At 51.7% G+C, this 18693-nt stretch carries 10 protein-coding genes and 1 riboswitch; of the genes, 7 read left to right on the top strand and 3 right to left on the bottom strand.

The window, feature by feature from the left end:
* Positions 1–71 precede the first annotated feature (71 nt).
* The 6 genes from P400_RS0105635 to P400_RS0105660 all read left to right on the top strand — a co-directional run bounded on the left by P400_RS0105635 (position 72) and on the right by P400_RS0105660 (position 14812).
* Positions 72–446, top strand: coding sequence for a nuclear transport factor 2 family protein (locus tag P400_RS0105635; protein ID WP_026825263.1), 375 nt, complete (start codon positions 72–74; stop codon positions 444–446).
* Between the two features lie 172 nt (positions 447–618).
* Entirely contained in the window at positions 619–1929 is a 1311-nt protein-coding gene (locus P400_RS0105640; protein ID WP_026825264.1) for an Ig-like domain-containing protein, read from the top strand.
* Positions 1930–2117: 188 nt separating this feature from the next.
* Positions 2118–4796, top strand: a complete 2679-nt coding sequence (locus P400_RS0105645) for a S8 family peptidase (protein WP_026825265.1) — start codon at positions 2118–2120, stop codon at positions 4794–4796.
* Between the two features lie 728 nt (positions 4797–5524).
* The gene (locus tag P400_RS15760; protein ID WP_026825266.1) at positions 5525–8230 is read left to right on the top strand and encodes a hypothetical protein; all 2706 of its coding nucleotides are present in this window, start codon (positions 5525–5527) and stop codon (positions 8228–8230) included.
* Positions 8231–8532: 302 nt separating this feature from the next.
* Positions 8533–8609: riboswitch (cyclic di-GMP riboswitch) on the top strand.
* A 13-nt stretch (positions 8610–8622) separates the two neighbouring features.
* Entirely contained in the window at positions 8623–9390 is a 768-nt protein-coding gene (locus P400_RS0105655; protein ID WP_026825267.1) for a transglutaminase domain-containing protein, read from the top strand.
* A gap of 115 nt (positions 9391–9505) precedes the next feature.
* Positions 9506–14812 (top strand): SpaA isopeptide-forming pilin-related protein, encoded by a 5307-nt coding sequence (locus P400_RS0105660; RefSeq protein WP_026825268.1) that lies wholly within the window; start codon positions 9506–9508, stop codon positions 14810–14812.
* Positions 14813–14860: 48 nt separating this feature from the next.
* Here the strand turns inward: P400_RS0105660 and P400_RS0105665 are convergent, their stop codons facing one another.
* Complete coding sequence (locus tag P400_RS0105665) at positions 14861–16945, bottom strand: heparinase II/III family protein (RefSeq protein WP_026825269.1); 2085 nt, start codon at positions 16943–16945, stop codon at positions 14861–14863.
* Between the two features lie 209 nt (positions 16946–17154).
* Between P400_RS0105665 and P400_RS15655 the strand changes: the two genes are divergently transcribed.
* Positions 17155–17322 carry a hypothetical protein gene (locus tag P400_RS15655; protein WP_161634146.1) on the top strand — a complete coding sequence of 56 codons (168 nt, stop codon included), beginning with the start codon at positions 17155–17157 and terminating at the stop codon, positions 17320–17322.
* Between the two features lie 46 nt (positions 17323–17368).
* Here P400_RS15655 and P400_RS0105675 read toward each other — a convergent pair whose 3' ends face one another.
* Positions 17369–18232 (bottom strand): tyrosine-type recombinase/integrase, encoded by an 864-nt coding sequence (locus tag P400_RS0105675; RefSeq protein WP_026825270.1) that lies wholly within the window; start codon positions 18230–18232, stop codon positions 17369–17371.
* A 13-nt stretch (positions 18233–18245) separates the two neighbouring features.
* Positions 18246–18689 (bottom strand): sigma factor, encoded by a 444-nt coding sequence (locus tag P400_RS0105680; protein WP_026825271.1) that lies wholly within the window; start codon positions 18687–18689, stop codon positions 18246–18248.
* Between the last annotated feature and the right edge of the window lie 4 nt (positions 18690–18693).

Here is an 18693-nt window from a genome sequence, read left to right on the forward strand (position 1 = left end):
GATGTTCTGCATTCCACTCGTTCGCTGTTCGTTATCTGTGCTATGATGGACGGGGAAAGGAAGGGACAACTATGGAGACACTCAACATGAAACAACTTTCTGACGACCGGTCGGCCCATCAAGTGGCCGGCGATCTCGACGCGATGCGGGCGCTCATGCACGACTCGTTCCGATATGTCGATTCGAGCGGGCGTCAGTTCGATAAAGAGACGTTCTTGGACCAGTACGTCGACCCGACGGCGATTCAATGGATCGCACAGGAGACGGTGACGTTCGACGAGACGGTACGCGGCGACCTCGCCGTCGTCCAACTCTTGCTCGAGGAGAAGTTCATCCTCGGCACGAACGCCTACGAAGGTCGCTTCTGGATGCTTCATCTTTATACGAAAGAAGATGGCGTCTGGTTATGGCAAGGCGGACAAGCGACGATGATCAACGAAGGATAATAAGCGTTTAGACACTCCACATTAATGGGTGTCTTTTTTATAAAATGAAGGAAATGTGAATTTGAAAAATATATGCCTATTTTAGAAAAATTATGTACCCTTTTGAAAAAGGACAGATTATAATATTTTTGTAAACGATTGTCATTATTCCTGAGGAGGACCCAAATTCATTATGAAACAACCAAAATATGCAGCTCTTTTCTTAGCGACCACGCTCGCATTCGGAGGAATCGTTCCTTCAACAGCCGTCAACGCGGAGACGACTGAAGACGTCACAGCACCTGACGCCCCTGTGTTATCAGCACCACTCCACACGTCGAACTCACTCACAATCACGGGTGAGGTCGCAGCGAAAGCGGAGATCATGATCAACAGTAAGACGTACGTCCGTACGATCTTAGAAGGTGGCGAGGCCGTCTTCAAGATGTCTCCACAGTCGATCGGAAAAGTGATCGATGTCCGTCTCGTCGACGCGAGCGGCAACATCAGTGAGACGACGCGTGCGATCGTCGCAGAAGACCCGGAAGCACGTCCTGACGCACCGGTCATCAAACCGTTGACGGAGACATCGCGCGAAGTGCGTGTCCTCGGGGAGCCGGGACAATACGTCGAGCTCACGATCGGCGACAAGACGTATAAAGGGAAGTTCGATGCGAACGGTCTCTATCGTCGTGGGATTGTAGCTCAACCTGCTTACTCGTGGCTCTCGGCGAAGACGGTCACGACGAAAGGTGCGACGAGCGACATGTCAAAACGTAGCGTCTACAAAGACCGGTACGCACCGAAACCGGCAACGTTGACGAAATCGGTGACGGCATCGATGCGTGGCGTTTACGGGAAAGCTGAACCATATTCGACTGCCATCGTCACAATCGGCAGCAAAACGTACACGGCACCGGTCATGTCACACGGTGGGTTCATCGTCCCGATCCCTGCTCAAAAGATGGGACAGAAGATGTCACTCGTCATCCGCGACGGTGCAGGCAACGTCAGTAAACCAAAAGCGATCACGGTGCAACATGCACTCTATCACAACTTCCACCGTGTCTATATTGAAGGTATGAAGTTGACGCTTCATAAAGAAGCATTTCGTTCAAGTGGTGACACGCGCTACGCCGAGACGTTCGCACCGGCCTTTCTCGGTCATCCATCTAAATCAAACCTGAACTTCCTGCTCAACTACTTTGCGGAAGATGGGGAAGTCGCAGGGTTTGAGAAGATGACACTCCGCGTTGGGCGCGCGACATACTCACAAAACATCTCAGAAGATGATGTGACGTACGAAATGTATGATGACGGTTCGATTGAAGAGTCGTTCCTCTTCGACCCGAGCACGAAACTCATCAACTTCGTCGACAAGTACGTCCGTCCGGAAAACCGGATCGTCGTCACAATCGAAGGTAGCGAATACGATGTAGAGTTTAAGTTAGCAGGTGCTGAAAAACGCGCCTTCATCCAATCGCTTCAATACGCAGGATACTAATTGAGGGACCGGTGGAGACACCGGTCTTTTGTATGCGAAGATCTCTCTCCTTATAGGAAGAAAGACGATTCGACGAATAGATTGAAACATTGTCGAAACATTTTTGTTACGCTTTTGAAACATGAACCGATAATTATCGTAGAACGATGTGGGGTACATGCCTCAACACATATGAAAGAGGGGAAAACATGAAAGCACGATTCAAGCAGTTCGTGGCGATGGTGACGGTTCTCGTCCTCGTCCTTTCGTTCTTGCCGCCAGCACTCGCTGACAGTGGAAACGGGATGACCAATGCCACATTACTCACTCCGGGGGAAGCGGTCGAGTTCACGACCGATACGGAGCCGGTAAACACGTATTGGTTCAAGATGGAACGAGAGACGTCCGCGATGACACATATGGAAGTCACGTTCGAATCTTCGAAGCTCGCGAACATCAGCGTCTACCCGAGCGCCGACATGGCGGCGAAGGATGAGACGTTCGACCGTTACCGCGCGAGCGCGACGAAGGAAGAGAAAGAACAGACGGCCAAGATCGATTTCCCGTTCGCATGGGAAGGTCCATACTACATCAAGGTCGAGTATATGCCGATGGAACTCGGCGAAGAGATGATGGACATGCCGACAGAAGAGGTACCGGAAGGGGAAGAGCCACCGGCACCAGACCTCTCGATGTTCGCGTCAGACATCAAGCTCGTCGTCAACCCGGTCAAGCTCCCGGTCAAATACGAGCAGGTCGGCGGCGACATGTGTGCCGTCGAATCGATCGTCCAACCGGCACCGGAACGTGACTCGATGCTCAAGCTCATCCGTCGCGTCCAAAGTGAAGTACTCGGCACGTCACAGGAAGGTCGCGACTTGTCGGCCCTTTACTACCGTGCCTCACCGTATATCGTCAAGGCGATCACGTTTGACGGCGAGAAGCGCAAAGCTGCCCTCACCGACTTGAAGACGCTCCGTCCGTTGTTGACGGCACTCGTTGACAAGAAGGCGTATACGCTCAAAACCCAGGACGCCTCGGCGATCAACCGTCTCCACGCCTTGGTCGACGCAAGCGTACCGACCGCGTTGCAAGGCGAAATCGGCGAGATCGCGACAGCGCTCGAGATGGACTCGCTCGCCGGGACCCCGGTGACGGACCTCTTTGGTAAGATCGGAATGACGATTCAAACGGACGGCAGTGACGCACCGCGTTACATTGTCAAATACAAATCGTCACCAAACACATCAATTGGCAAGATGAACGCGATGAGCGACGTCTCGGCCGAGCGTATCGCCATCGGGAAACCGTCTGACTACTTCGCGCTCGTCGATGTGGAAGAAGCGTCGATGAAGATGCAGGCACAGGCGAAGTCGACGCTCGAGTCGGACCGTAACGTCGAGTATATCGAGCCGGTCCAGACGTATGAGTCGTTCGCGACCGACGTCAGCCTCGACTACCAGTGGGCGATCAACCAGAAGTCGATCCTCGAGCCGTTCGCGAATGCAGGGATCGGCCTCGATAAGTATGAGGCGTTGAACTTGCCGAAACGGTCGATCAAAGTGGCCGTCCTCGACACTGGGGTCGACCATCGTCTCCTTGACCTAAAAGGCAAGGTCGATGTCGCAAACGCGAAGAACTTCGTCGACCCGAACGGGGAAGGCGACGCGATCGATGACCACGGTCACGGGACACACGTCGCCGGCGTCATCGGCGCGACACGTGACAACGGCGTCTCGATGCGCGGAATCGTCCCGAACGTCTCGATTCTGCCGGTGAAAGTGCTCGATGCGGGCGGTTCTGGGGACACGGACCAAATCGCACTCGGAATCAAGTATGCGGTCGACGCAGGGGCGAAAGTCATCAACATGAGCCTCGGCGGCAACGAGAGCCGTACGCTCGGTTACATGTTGAAGTATGCGTATGACCGTGGCGTCGTCATCGTGGCGGCGACAGGGAACGATGCGCAGTCACGCGTATCGTATCCGGCATCATCGAAATATACGATCTCGGTCGGCGCGACGAACGCCTTCGGGATCGTCTCGGATTACTCGAACTACGGCGTCAACGTCGACGTCGTCGCACCGGGCTCGAAAGTGGCGAGTCTCGTACCGGACGGGAACGTCGTCTATATGGACGGGACGAGCATGGCGACGCCACACGTCGCTGCAGCCGTCGCGCTCCTCAAGTCGTATCACCCAGATCTTTCGGTCGAAGAGGTACGAACGCTCTTGCAGCGGACGGCGGACCCGATCGCCTTCTCGGGTGGGGACGCACCGTACGACCCACGCATGAGTGACGGGTTCGAGTATGTGTTAGAAGAATTGGGCATGACGCTCCCGGCGTATTACAATCCGGTGAGCGGATTCGGGAAGGCGAACGTCTATCGCGCCGAGTCGATGCTCAAATTGAATGCATCGGGTGCAATGGCACAGGACAACTCGTCGACGTTCAAGGCGAAAGTCGCGTCGGGGACAACGGTCCGTGTGTATAAAGGAGAGAAGTTGATCGGACGAGGCACGTCGAAACAGACCGTTGCCGCCTTCTCGATTCAATCGCAAAAAGCAGGGACGCTCCTTCGCGTCGTCTATACGAACGGGAAGTATGAGACGAGCGAACGTGTCGTCGTCAAAGCCGGCGTACGTCCGGGGCAACCGAAAGTGAACACGCTCCGTTCTTTCGCGAAGTCGGTCACAGGTCGCGGCGAAGCCGGGATGCGTGTCGTCGTCCGCAACAGCAAGTATCAGCTGTTGGGACGCGGAACGATCCTTTCGAACGGCACGTTCTCTGTGAAGACACGTGCGCTCAAAAAGAGTGAGACGATCAACGTCCATATCGAGGACTTGAAAGATCGCCCGGGCAAGATGACGAAGGTGACTGTACGATAAGACTATACGATAGAAGAGAGACGGGTATGCCGAGTGATCGGGATACCCGTCTTTTGTCGTTCATGAAGAAACAAACTATTGAGTCTCCCATTGCCTGATTACTGATAAACGAATCGTACTAGAACAAAAATCGATGCTAGGCACAAAGTCCTCACGAGCAGACGAATTTTGAGCAAGATGCCTATAAAAGAGGAATTGGAATGAAAGGTGCTATTTTGGATAACTTTGGTTTTGTGAAAGAGGTCAATGATTTTTAATTTGGAAATATGTATGGATTAGAAGGGACTTTAAAAATCAATAATGTAAATTAAATACTTAAGGTAATTAATGGTATAAAAATGGTTTTCAACGTGTATTTCAACTTAAATCGCATGAAATCAACAAAAAACGACTCGTTTCGACATTTCCAAAAAAGGTAAATACGAAAATGAATTAAACTAAAATCTCCAAAATTCAAAAACGTTACCAATTTTGCGAAAAAAAACGCTTGTGTCGCTTGGAAGTGTTATGTATATTATGGATGTAAGGTTTTCCAAGAACAGTCTTGGTAAATTGTTCAAGATGATTCTTGCAAAGACTTCTACCGGGGGAGAACGCCTGGTCTACAGAAGAGTCAGTTACATAAACATTAGCACTTTATTCATTGTTATGGATACATGACTCCGAACGAGATCGGTTGGGCAAGGACGGTAGAAAAACCTATCTACCTAAGGGAGGATTTACATCAGATGGCTAAGAAGAAACAATTCGTTACTGCAGCGGCAGCGTTCGCAGTAGCAGCATCAGCAGTAGCGCCTGCAATTACAGCAGACGCAGCAACAAAGACAGTGCGTCTTTCATCAGATTATGTACGCGTAGGGGACCTCGACGCGACACTCGACAAAGAATACAAGGGCAGCGAAATCTACTGGTACAAATCTTCAGTAGACTTGAACAAACTCGGTGTATTCCAAACTGCTAAAGGTTTTGTAAAAGGCCAAGGCATCCGTGTTGAGAAGCGCGTCCGCGTCTTGAACCACGCACAAGAAATCAAACCAGAATCTGAATTCGTATTCGAGCAAGGCGTACCTGTTTCAGGGATCCGCGTTCAACCAGTTCTCTTTGCAGACGGTAACGAATATGCGAAACCAGTCTCAGTAGCTGGATTCAACACAGATAAAGTTGGGGAGTTCGAAGGAACACTCACTTATGCTAACCGCGCTTACGGCGTTGTTACGAAAACAGTTAAATACAAAGTAGTTAATACTGCTGCTGAGATTAAAGAGTTCAAAGCTACTGCAGCTAACGCTCTTACAGTTGACTTCAACAAAGAAATCGACTTCTCTAAAGCTAAGTTTGAAATCAAGCGTGGATCAGTTGTTGTAAACGCGACAGTTGTTCCTTCTGAAGATAAAAAGTCTGCGAAGCTTGAATTAGCTAGCAAACTCTTTGAAGGCGACTACACTGTAAAAGTTTCTGGTCTTACAGACGAAGCTCTTACGAAAACTGCTTCAGTAATGAACGAAAAAGTTGCATCTATCGAACTTGGGTCAACTACAGCACCAACAAACGGAGCTAAGACTGAAGCTAAAGTAGCTTACAAAGTTATGAACCAATACGGTGAAGACGTAACATCTTCAGCACTTGCTACAGATATCTCTTGGACTGCTTCTAACGGTGTTACTGCATCTGACGATAACAAAGGTGTATTGACGCTTTCGGCAACTGAAATCAAAAAAGGTGACATGATTGCTGTTACAGGAATTAATGCTTCAACGAACACAGTCATTTCAAAAGTGATTACTATTGCTGATGTTGCAGTTGCTGACTCATTATCATTCGGATCTGTTTATCACAAAGATGGTAAGCCATTCTCTGGTGTGACTCCAGCATCAGAATTTGCTCTTCTTGTGAACGGCATGGATCAGTACGGTAAAGCACTTACTGCAACAGAAATCAATGATGGATTTATCTTCACTTCATCTAATCCATCTGTACTTGCAATCAACAACGTAGTTTCTGGTCTTGGCGCTGATAAAGATAAGCTGGGTCTTACGTTCACTGCAGGAGCTAACTACGCTAAAGGTGGAACGGTTATCGTTACATCTATCTCTAAGGCAACTGGTAAAGTTGCACAGTATGAAGTGAATGTTGCAGCAGCTCCTGCTCTTGCATCGTTTAACATGTCTGCTCCTGCTGAGATGGTTGCAGCAGGTGAAAAAGTTCAAATTCCATTTACTGCAGTAGACCAGTTTGGAAACGCATTAACTAAATTTGATGACCTTAACGGCAAAGTAAGTTTCTCATCTTCGAAACTTGAACTCGTTAAAGGTAAAGACGGTGTTGCTGTTCTTGAATACACTGCTGGTGCAAAAGGATTTGATGTCCAAGTTGCGACAGTTTCAGCAACAGGTAAAGTTTCGCAACTTAACTTTGACGTAAAAGCTGCGGCATATGCTGCAACAATCGAGTCATTGAAAGATGTAAACACCACTGTAGCTGTTGGTGGGGAAGCAACTCTTGATTATTCTAACTTCATCGTTAAAGATCAATATGGTCGTACGTATGACTTGAAGGATAAACTTGGAGCAGGTGCTAACGACTTGCAAGTTGTTGTAGCTGAGACTGAAAACGAAGGTGCAGTCGCTGTTTCAGATGATAACTTGACTACAAACACTTCTAAATTCACAGTTTCGGGGACTGCTAAAGGAACTGAAACCCTTACTTTCAGTTTGATGAAAGATGGACAACAAGTTTCAACAAGCCCGCTTAAAGTGTCATTCACAACTGTTGATAAGTCAGCTTATGCATCGTTCGAGATTGCTGAAGTTGGCACACTCTATGCAGATGGTCTTGCTACATCGCACACGCAAGACTTCAAAGTCTATGGTGTGAAAGCTGATGGATCTAAAGTCCTTCTCCCAGCTTCTTACTACACTGTGATTGAAGATGATGCAGTTCTTGACATCACTAACGGGAAATTAAACTCAGTTCTTGCTGATAACGATCCTGCTTTCGGTGATAAGAATGAAATCACTTCAAAAATCACTGTAGTAGTAGATGGAGAGAAATCACCAGTTACACTTATGAAAGATGTAACGATTTCAAAAGTTGCTCCAAAAGCTGACAAGGTTGAATTCGTAAAAGATGCTGTCGTTGATGGTGTAGCTAAGTTTGAGTCAACTGCTCTCTCTACGGCGGATGATTCAGCTGCGTTGAAAGGTATCCTTAAAGTGACTGACCAGTATGGTGTTGCAATCGAGACTGTCTCACCTGTTCTTACAGTGACTAACTTGGTCGATAATACAGATCCGAAGACTGACTTAGCGGTTAATCTCAATGGATCTAAAACAGTAGATATTCAAAATGCTGCTGCAACAGATACATTTGTTGTAACTTACCTCCTTGATGGTAAAACAATCACAGTTAAAGGTCTTGTTGTAACAACTCCTTAATCTGAGATATGCAGTCAATCTGATGTTCTCTTAACCATCACCTTTCTTAGAAGGGTGATGGTTTTTTTGTCCTGTGTATATTCTTCTGATTACTTGATAGATTTTTTTAAACTCTTAAAAAAATTCGTCAGCATTACAATAATAATTTTCAATAACTATTAAAAGCTGTTAATTGGTGATAAAAGGGTATTACTATTAGAAGTATTAATTTTTATGACCGATCTAGCACATCCGTTACCATAAAATCGAAAAAACAGAAATCGTTTTCATATCTGATGTGCTAAGGTTGAGGCGTAAGACTTCACTGATAATGGCAAAACTACGCGAAAGCGAGTGACGCAAAGCTATAGGGCCTGTAAAATGGCAGCCAGTTTCCAAAGGAGGTTCGTCTCGTGAAGAAATTCTTCGCAGGGATGTTGGTATTGTTGTTCGCACTGATTGTGGTGCGACCTGCCGTCGCGGATGCGGCGAGCGCGCGTGTCGATACACGAACGGGGAAAGTCGACGTGTACATCTCAAATAAGGACAAAGGATCGTTCAAGTTCGAGGTGCGACAAGGCAAGCAGGTCCGTACTTACGATGTCTATAGAGGGAAGAATCATTTCAACGTCAACTATGGGAATGGGGACTATTCATTCACGCTTTACCAGTCATCGGACGGCAAACGCTATAAACGCGTCTATCGCCTTCAGAAAACGGTCCGTCTCGTCCATTCGACGGCACCGTATCTTCATTCCACCCAAAATGTTTCCATTGATTCTGCGACGTCGCGTCTCGCCTCGTCGTTGTCACGTTCATCTTACTCCACTTCGACGCAAGCGCTCATGACGAGTCGTCACGTCAACCGACTCGTTGACTATGACGACAACAAGCTCATGAAGCTCTCATCGACTTATCTGCCGAATAACGCCGAGACCATTCGGACGAAACGGGGGATCTGCTATGACTTCGCGTCACTAAACGCAGCACTCCTTCGTGCCCAAGGCATCCCGACCCGTCTCGTGATGGGGACGGCGAAAGGCGTCGACGGCTATCATGCGTGGAACGAAGTGTTCGTAAGTGGGAAGTGGCGTGTCATCGATGTGACGCGTGACGTGACCGAGCGACGGACGACGACGTATCGTATCACCTCTGACTATCGTGCCACACTCTATGACTGAATGACGACCAAGGTCCCTTCCGAGAAGGCGGCCTTTTTTTGGTATGTTCTTTGAGGCGAATCTCCTTGTTCCACGTTTGTGATGTCTGCAAACAAAGACGCAGGAGGAAACGCACATGAAACGATGGTTATCCATGGTCTTGACCATATTGCTCGTCATGCAGCCGTTCGCTGTCTCACGAATGGCGTACGCGGAAGGGGACCCGGTCATCACGGACCCGCAGCCACCGGACACTCCGGTCATGACGATCACCGACAATATTCTAGATACGTATACGATTCGGACGACGACAACGGAAAACGTTGAGGTGAGTACGGTCACGACCGATTCGATCGTCGAGATCAACTACAACTGGTCGATCCCGAACGGGCACAGTTATACGGACGGGTCGACGTTCACGTTCCAGATGCCGAGTGAGTTGAAAGTGTATGACGCGGTCACGAACGCACCGCTCAACTTTAACGGTCAGTCGATGGGAACATACTCGCTCGCCCTTGACGGGACAGCGACGATGAGATTTAACGACAACGTCTACAAATACTCAAACATCGAAGGGACGATTCAAGCTCTGACGCAAGTGAAAGAGACGACCGAAATCTCAGAAGAGCGGACGGTCACGATCACCCCAATCGAAAACCAGCTCTCGCAAACGTTACCGGTCGGATTGAAAAGTCCAGGGAAAGACATCACGAAAGCCGGTGTCGCCGACCGACCGTACAACCCGAGCTCCATCGAATGGACGGTCGAGTTGAACAAAGGGCTGAAACAGATCGAGGATGCCCGCTGGACGGACGTGATCCCTGCAGGTTTGGCGTATCGCGCCGACAGCATGGAAGTGACCCGGCTCGTCATGGCGATGAACGGGAATGTCATCCGTGAAGAACCGGTGACGGGGCTCACGGTCGATACGACGGATGGTCTCGCCATCGACTTCGGGAAGATCCAAAACGCTTATCGCCTCACGTTCATCACGGACATCGTCGATGAAGAGGTGGCGACGTTCAACAACGTCACGAACCTCGAAGGGACGTCGTTCAAGACGGCGACGGCCTCGGCGACGGTCGCTGCCGGACGAGGGACGGAGCTCGAGAAACGGACGCCGAATTATGACGATGTCACCCAGACAATCACGTGGGAGTCAGACATCAACTTCCGGCAACGGAATATGGGCTCGCTCACGGTAAAAGACTTATTCACCGACACCCATCAATTGATCAATCTCACGTTATATGAGGTGACGCTTGATGCTAATGGGAACATTGCGAATCGGGTAGCCGTTCCCGTGACGACAAGCAAAATCACAGATACGGGGCTTGAAGGATTCACGTTCGACCTGCCGAAGAACGGGACGGCGTATCAGCTCGAGTATACGACCCGTGCGAAAAATCGCGTCGTCTCCCCGGGCAGTGTGACGAACACGATCGAAGTGAACGGATGGAAGAAGTCGGCGACCCAGTCGATCGGGCAAGTCGTCTTACGAAAGACGCACAAGGCACCAAACTATGCGGCAGAAACGATCGAGTGGACGCTCGAGTTGAACCGGGACAAGCGGGAGATGAACAACGCCGTCATCACCGACACGTTCCCGAACGAGGGCTTGACGTTCATCGAGGACTCGCTGACAATCAGCGGGTTGACGAAAGGGACGGACTACACGGTCATCCCTGACGCGAACGGCTTCACCATCCGTTTCAACATACAATTGACCGATACACATGACATCACGTATGAAACGACGTTCGATTACCGCGAGCGTCTGGACGCGAGCAATACGAGCTTCGTCAACGAGGCGACCGTCGACTGGGTCGATGAATCATCGAACGGACGCACGGTGACGACGACGGATTCCGTCGAGCCGGCATCGAACACGCGCAACAACGGATTCAAAGGCGGCACGTATAACGCCGTCACGAAAGACATCACTTGGAAAATTGGAATCAACTACCATGAGTATGCGACGACGAACCTGACCGTCACCGACACGTGGGAAGGGACGCAAGTACCGGACAAGGATTCCTTCACCGTCGCCAAGATGACGCGCGGAAGTGGGGCGAACGCCTACTCGGTCGATGCGACCCCGATCCCATCGTCCACGTACAACGTCGTGTGGAGTGAAACGGGCTTCGTGTTGACGTTCAACGACCCGACGAGCGACGCGTACGTCATCGTGTATGACACGAACATCGACGACACAAAAATCGCGCCGTCCTATAAAAACACGGCCGTGGTCACAGACGGAGCGACCGAGCTCGGCAACTTGCCGGCGACGGTGACGGTCCGCCACGGTGGCGAATATAACGAGAAGCGAGGCGTCCAGCAAGGAAAGCTCATCGCCTGGACGATCGATATCAACTTCGGACAATCGTCGTTACAAAATGTCGTCATTCGTGACGTCCCATCGAATAATCAGGACGTCCTGCTCGATTCGCTAAGCGTCTATGAGACGACGGTCGCCCCGAACGGTACGGTGACGAAGGCAGGGAAGTTGTCGACGGATGCGTACACGGTCCGAGCGATCCAAGAGATGGGGGAGTTCGAACTTACGTTCAACAATCCGATCGATCGCCCATACATCTTAGAATATGACTCGTATATCCTGGCTGCGGTCGGGACGGATATCACGAACGACGTCTATGTGACGGCAGACGAGGTATCCGAGAACACGACGACGAAACAATCGAAGGTCCGAGTCGCCCGTACGTCCGGAATGGGGACGGCGAGCGGAGAACTCGGCGAATTGACGATTACGAAGACGGACGAGTTGAGCGAGAAGAACTTGAGCGGGGCCTCGTTCGACTTAATCGACACCGGTAGCGGACGTACCGTCCGTCGCGGCACGACAGGAACCGATGGGACCTTGACGTTCGGTCGCCTCCTTTATGGGGACTATCGTCTAGTCGAGACGAAAGCGCCGGACGGTTACTTGATCGCGACGGCATCCCGAAATATCACCATCGCGAAAGTGAAAGAAGCGACGACCGTCAAAAACGACACGATCCGCCAAGACGTCGAATTGATGAAGACGTCGACTTCCGGCAAGGTACTCGAAGGAGCGGAGTTCAGTTTATATAATGCCGCCGATACGCTCGTCAGCGAAGGGCTCGTGACAAACAAGGACGGCAAGATCACCGTGAAAGGTCTCGAGCCGGGCATGTATTACTTCGTCGAGACGAAGGCGCCGACGGGTCACTTGTTCGATGCGACGAAACATGACTTCTCGATCACGAAGGATCAGCTGACGGCGACACCGGTCAGTGTGAAGAACCAACCGTTCAAGTCAATCGAAGTGACGAAAGTCGACTGGAAGACGGGCTTGGCGCTCCCAGGTGCCGTCTTTGACTTGAAAGACACGAACGGAAACACGCTCCGCACGGGACTCGCGGCCGATGCGTTCGGTGTGCTCTTGATTGAGGACCTCGACCTCGGCACGTACCAGCTCGTCGAGACGGAAGCGCCGGACGGATACGTGTTACCTGAAAAGGCGTATACGTTCACGGTGACGCTCGAGAGTGACGTCGTTCAAAAAGACAACGTCAAAAATGAGACGATGAAGCGTGTGAAGTTGACGAAAGTCGACAAAGACACGAACGCCACTCTTCAAGGCGCAGTCTTCACGTTATACAACAGTAAGAACGAAGTCGTCCGTGACAACGTGACGACGGGAGCAGACGGGACGGTCGTCGTCGACCGCCTAGACATCGGTACGTACACGTTCGTCGAGAAGACCGCACCGACCGGCTACATCTTAGACAAGACGCCTCATGCGTTCACGGTCGAGTACGGGCAAGACGTCGATGAACAGATCACCATCACAAACGAACAGCAAAAGTCGGTCCGTCTCATCAAGACGGACGTGATCAACGGTTCACGCCTCGCCAATGCGACGTTCTCGCTCTATCGACAGGACGGTGTCCTAGTCGAGGCGGGCTTGAAGACGGATGCGAACGGGGAGACTTTGGTCGACCGATTGAACCCGGGCGAGTACTACTTCCAAGAGACGGTCGCACCGCCTGGATACATGCTCGACATGACGGCACGTCCGTTCACGCTCGTACGCGGGACGAACGATATCACAGAAGTGATTGCGACGAACGATTCATACAAATCGGTCCGGATGACGAAAGTCGACTCGGAGACGGGCGACCGTCTGGCGGGGGCGACGTTCAATCTCGTCAATTCGTTCGGGACGACGATCCGCGCCGGACTCGTGACGGACGCGACAGGTGAGATTTATGTCGGCGGGCTCACACCGGGCAGCTATGCGTTCGTCGAGACGAAAGCGCCGGACGGGTACTTGCTCGATCCAAAAGAGCACACGTTCAGCGTGGCATCTCGTCAAGCAGCACCGACGACACTCACTGTCACGAACGAACAGAAAAAGTCAGTCCGACTCACGAAGACGGATGTCACGACAGGAAACGTACTTCCGAGCGCGACATTTGACTTGATCGATGCGTCGGGTGACGTTGTCCGTGCAGGACTTGTCACAGATGCGTCTGGAGAGATCTTCGTCCGTGACCTCGAACCGGGCGACTACGCGTTCGTCGAGACGAAGGCTCCAGAAGGTTATATCTTAGATACGACAAAACACGAGTTCACGCTCACACGCGGAACGAATGAAGTCCTCGCGGTCAATGTGACGAACGACCCGTACAAATCGGTGCGACTCGTCAAGACGGACAGCGAGACCGGTAATGTGTTGGCCGGTGCGACGTTCAAGCTGTTGAACGGTGATAGCGAAGTCGTGAAAGCGGACCTCGTCACGAATGAAGACGGAGAGATTGTCGTCGAGGGGCTCGTTCCAGGCGACTATCAGTTCGTCGAGACGAAGGCACCGAAGGGGTACTTCTTAGATGAGTCACCGTATGCGTTCACGTTCGAGCGCGGAGATGTCGAGAAGACGGTCAAGGTAGAAAACGACCGCATCAAGACGCTCCTCGTCAAGAAGGTCGACAGTGAGACGGGTGAACCGCTCGAAGGGGCTACGTTCACGTTGACCGATTCAACCGGTAAGGTGATCACTCTCACGACGGATGCGTCGGGTGAAGCGCGCGTGACCGACTTGAGACTCGGCACGTACACGCTCACGGAAACCGAGGCGCCGTTCGGCTATGAGTTGGACGAGACGCCACGGACGATCCGATTCGAGCGTGGTGGTGCGAACGAACAACAGATCACTGTAGAAAACACGGCAGAGTATTTCGAATTTGAAGAGACAGAAATCCCTGGCGGTGCCGGAGGAGGCGGTTACGATGACGCCGACTCTGAATCGACACTCGGTGCAGGCGACAGCAAGAAACCGACATTGACGGAGCGACTCCCATTCTTAGGTGGCGAATCGTCGAACGGTTGGTTGATCGGCTTGGTGCTTCTCGTCATCGGGATCGGATTCCTGTGGACGACAAGACGGAAGACGGCATAAGTAAAAAACAGGTCCTTTACGCGAACATGGCGTAAAGGACCTGTTTGTTTAGATCGGCACACTGATCTGTCTCGTCTCTTTATTCGAGAGGGTATACGTCACGATATAGTTCGAACCGGATACTTTCACACTCGCCGACCGGATCGTCGTCTTCGACTGGTCGAGTCGGATGAGTGTGAGGTAGCGCACGTCTTTCCCGGTGTTATACGAGATGACTTGCGGACGCGGCTTCCATTCATAATCCTCGACGGCGACGAAACTCGTGCTGTTGCGCATCGATGAATTTTTCAGGTTGAGCTGCATGAGTTGGATCGTCCGGCCGTTCGAGTCGCCATAGACAACGTTCTGGGTCGCCATCGAACTCTGGAGCAGTTTCAGACCTTCCGCAAGGTGGAATCGCTGCACGAATTTCTCTTGTGTCGGGGAGCTGATCCGGTCATAGACGACGAGCGTCTGCGCCTTATCATAGACGAGCGTCCGGCGATGCGTCGCCCCTTTGCCGATGAGTTTGCTTTCACCCATCGCGAGGAGTGACGGACCGAGGTTTTTGACGGTGACAATCTTGCTCTTCTCGCGCATCGAAGTGTTCAAGTCGAGGTTCGAAGCGTCACGATGGACCGTATTATGGGCATCGACTCCGAAGACGCGCTGACGTTCCGGACGGTTCGTATAGCCGTAGCGTCCCGTCTCGATGATGAAGTCGCGACCGAGCCCGTACAGGTCGATGCTCAAGTCGTCGGCGTGTTTATGGGCATTGCTGTGATAGCCCGCCGTCATCATCACTTGCGTCGCCTGATTGAAGGCACGCGGTGGGGCAGACCAATACTCGCGCATGAAGCTATACTGCGTGCTGATTTTCTTCGCTTTGAGCGGTGGGCGTGACCCTTCCTTCCCTCCCGAGACCGCGTAGGCGAGCTGTGGGAAGTCCTCGATATGCGGGATGATCGACGTCGTGCGTCGTGCCCCGGACGTGTCCCCGAAGATTGGGAGCGTCCCGTTTGGCTTGACCATATACGTCAGCTGTTTCGGCATATATTCGACGCGGTTCATGCTGGACGGGAGCGTGAAGCGGTTGTCGTCCGCCCAGATGACGAAGCGGTCGAGCACGTGATACATGTACGCCTGATAGCCCGGTGAATGCTCGAGATGGACGGCGTCCGACGTGATGCTGTGGCGGATCTGTTTGTCGAGCCGGCTGTCAGCGACGGTTTTCCATCTCGCGCTTTGGTCGAACTGCGGGAACGTCTGCGCGATCGCCGTGAGCGCCATGTCCTGGAACACGCCGTGGTTATGTTCATACTTATAAAAACTCGATGTCGCGAGCAACGTGCCGTGCTCATGGAGCGTCCGCAGCATGAGACCCGTGAATGCCGTGTCTTTGTAAAGGGACGACGACTTGTACACGTCCCAGAAGTTCAACAAATGGAACGTCCGGACCGATGTGCCGTGGTCATTATACGGCCAACGGTACTGTTTGTAGTTGGCGACCGGGTGGGCTTTCGTCCAACTTTTCACGACACGCATCCCGTATTTCAAATACGCGGTGTCGTTTGTCGCATTGTAGGCTTGTGTCAATTGGTTCAACACCGTCAAATAGTGGATTTGGAACGGATACGAGTTGCTTGAAGAGCTCGGGATGTCCCGATGCCAGTCGAACGTGTCGATGTTTGGGACCGACAGACGATGCGGTGTGGACGGGACGTACCAATCCCCACGAAGGGCCCGGTTCGCATAGTCGATCGCCCTCGCTTCGGTGAGACGCTCGTATTCGTACGGGGCGTGCGGTGCCATCTGTCGCATGTATTCATGCGACAGTCGTGCTGTCCCGCTCGACGTTAAGTTTGAACGGGTGATGGCGTCAGCGAGTAAGAGCTTCGCCTGACTCTTCTTTATGTAGACCTTCTTTCCACCGCTCAGGGCGACATAGTACCAGCCGGACGTACTGATCGCCGCATAGCGTTTCGTCGTCGAATAGGTCGCCACTTTCGTCAGCTTCCCGCTTTTCATCTCATAGACGATGGCGTTCGGGACGGAGCGGATGTGGAACGGGTTCGTCGCAGCCTGAACGGAGTCGATCGGGGTGACAAATCCCCACGCGCCGATCAAGACGAGGACGAGTAAGATTCGTTTCATAGATACACCTCAAAAATTGGATTTACTTCTTTTTCAAAGTATACCATGAGGTGAATTTATTTCCTTAATTTTCTATATCTTAAAATTCAAATAGGGAATGTATTTGACCTGTCAAAAAAATAGACTACCGAGACGGCGATTAGATCGAGGTGATAAAGTGACTCGGTGAGGACAGTCTAAAGCGTACAGATTGTGAAGGGGGAAATACATTGAAACATGTCAGCTTGTTCCTACTACTTTTCTTTATTACTGCGATGTTTATTTACGTTGTATCTTTGACAGCCCCGCAACTTCTCGTGCCAATCGTGTATCTTGCGATTGCCGCATTGATTGGAATCATCGGATATCTATTGAAGGTATTTGTGATGAAAAGATGATCAAAAATCCGGTCCCTCGTGGACCGGATTTTTTATGTTCCTGTATTCACTCCAACGTCAGTCTTTCCACCGCATCCCGCAGATGGTCCTCGCGCACGCGGATATAGCGCCGGGTCGTCTTCGGCTCGCTATGGCCGAGCAACTCGGACAAGGTCGTCTCCTTGACGCCCTTGTCATAGAGATGTGACGTGAAGGCGTGCCGGAGCGTATGCGACGTGACGGATGTACCGAGCACGTCCTCGGCGGCGCGTTTCAAGTGACGGTTGATCGTCGTCTTGCAGATGAGATCGCCACGGGTACTCGGGAAGACATATGGTGAATCGATGCATCGGCGCTCTTCCTCGAGGTACGTCGTCATCATCGCATGAGCCGCATCGTTCAGCGGGACTTTGCGTGGTTTCCCCGTCTTCGATTCGTGGATGTACAGGAGACGCGCATTCAAATCGATGGCGTCGAGTGTCAACTGTCTCACTTCGTTGATGCGCATCCCCGTATGCAGCTGGAGCGTCAGAAAGGTTCGGTACAGTGGGACGTCGATCGCATCGATGACTCGGTGTAAGTTGCTTGGTGTAGGGACGTCCGAGGGTGTCCGTTCCGTCACTTTCACGCGAAGTTGATGGAACGGATTGTGCGTGACGAGCTGCTCGGTGATGGCCCAGTCATACAAACCGCGGAGTGCGCTCAAGTAATTGTTGATCGTCACCGGTTGACATCCTTCGGAGCGGAGGGCGTCGATATACGGCATGACGTCCTGCCTCGTCTTGAAGTCGTCGAGAGTTCGGTTCTGTCCCATGATTCTCTCGAACCGGGCGAACTTATACATGGCCTGGCTGACCGTGTTGTCCGATTTTCCGGTCATGCGTAAGTAGTGGACGTGTTGATCGACGGCGTCTTTCATGTGTAGGGTCATCTTCATTCTCCTCTTACTCGTTGTCCTCACGGAGCATCCGCTGGAGTTCGGCCTTGTAGGCACGGAGGCGGCTCGGGGAGTATCCGAGCGAGGCTTCAGTTCCGTGAAGCATATGGCAGAGTAAGGTGAAATGACGATTTGGTAAAGTGGAACGCTTGTCGTCTAGCCAAAGGGACAGCGGCACCTCGCTCTTGTCGATTTGCTCGGGGAGCCGTTCACTCGTCACCTCGTGCTGGAGCGTCTTCGCCTGCTTGGCTCGCTCGTTTAAGATTGCCCCACGGATACGGATGAAACAGTAGGTTTTCCCTAGCGTCTTGCCGTCTTGGATGGCTCGCCATAGGGCGATTCGTGCCGTCTGGGCGGCATCGTCGACTTCGTTCGGATGGAGATGGAGTTGGCGGATGACGTAAAAGATCATCGGTTCCCACTCTTTGATTTGTTCGTTTGCGTCTGGCATGATG

Origin of the sequence: Exiguobacterium marinum DSM 16307 (assembly GCF_000620845.1) — a bacterium.
Taxonomy (GTDB): Bacteria; Bacillota; Bacilli; order Exiguobacteriales; family Exiguobacteriaceae; genus Exiguobacterium; species Exiguobacterium marinum.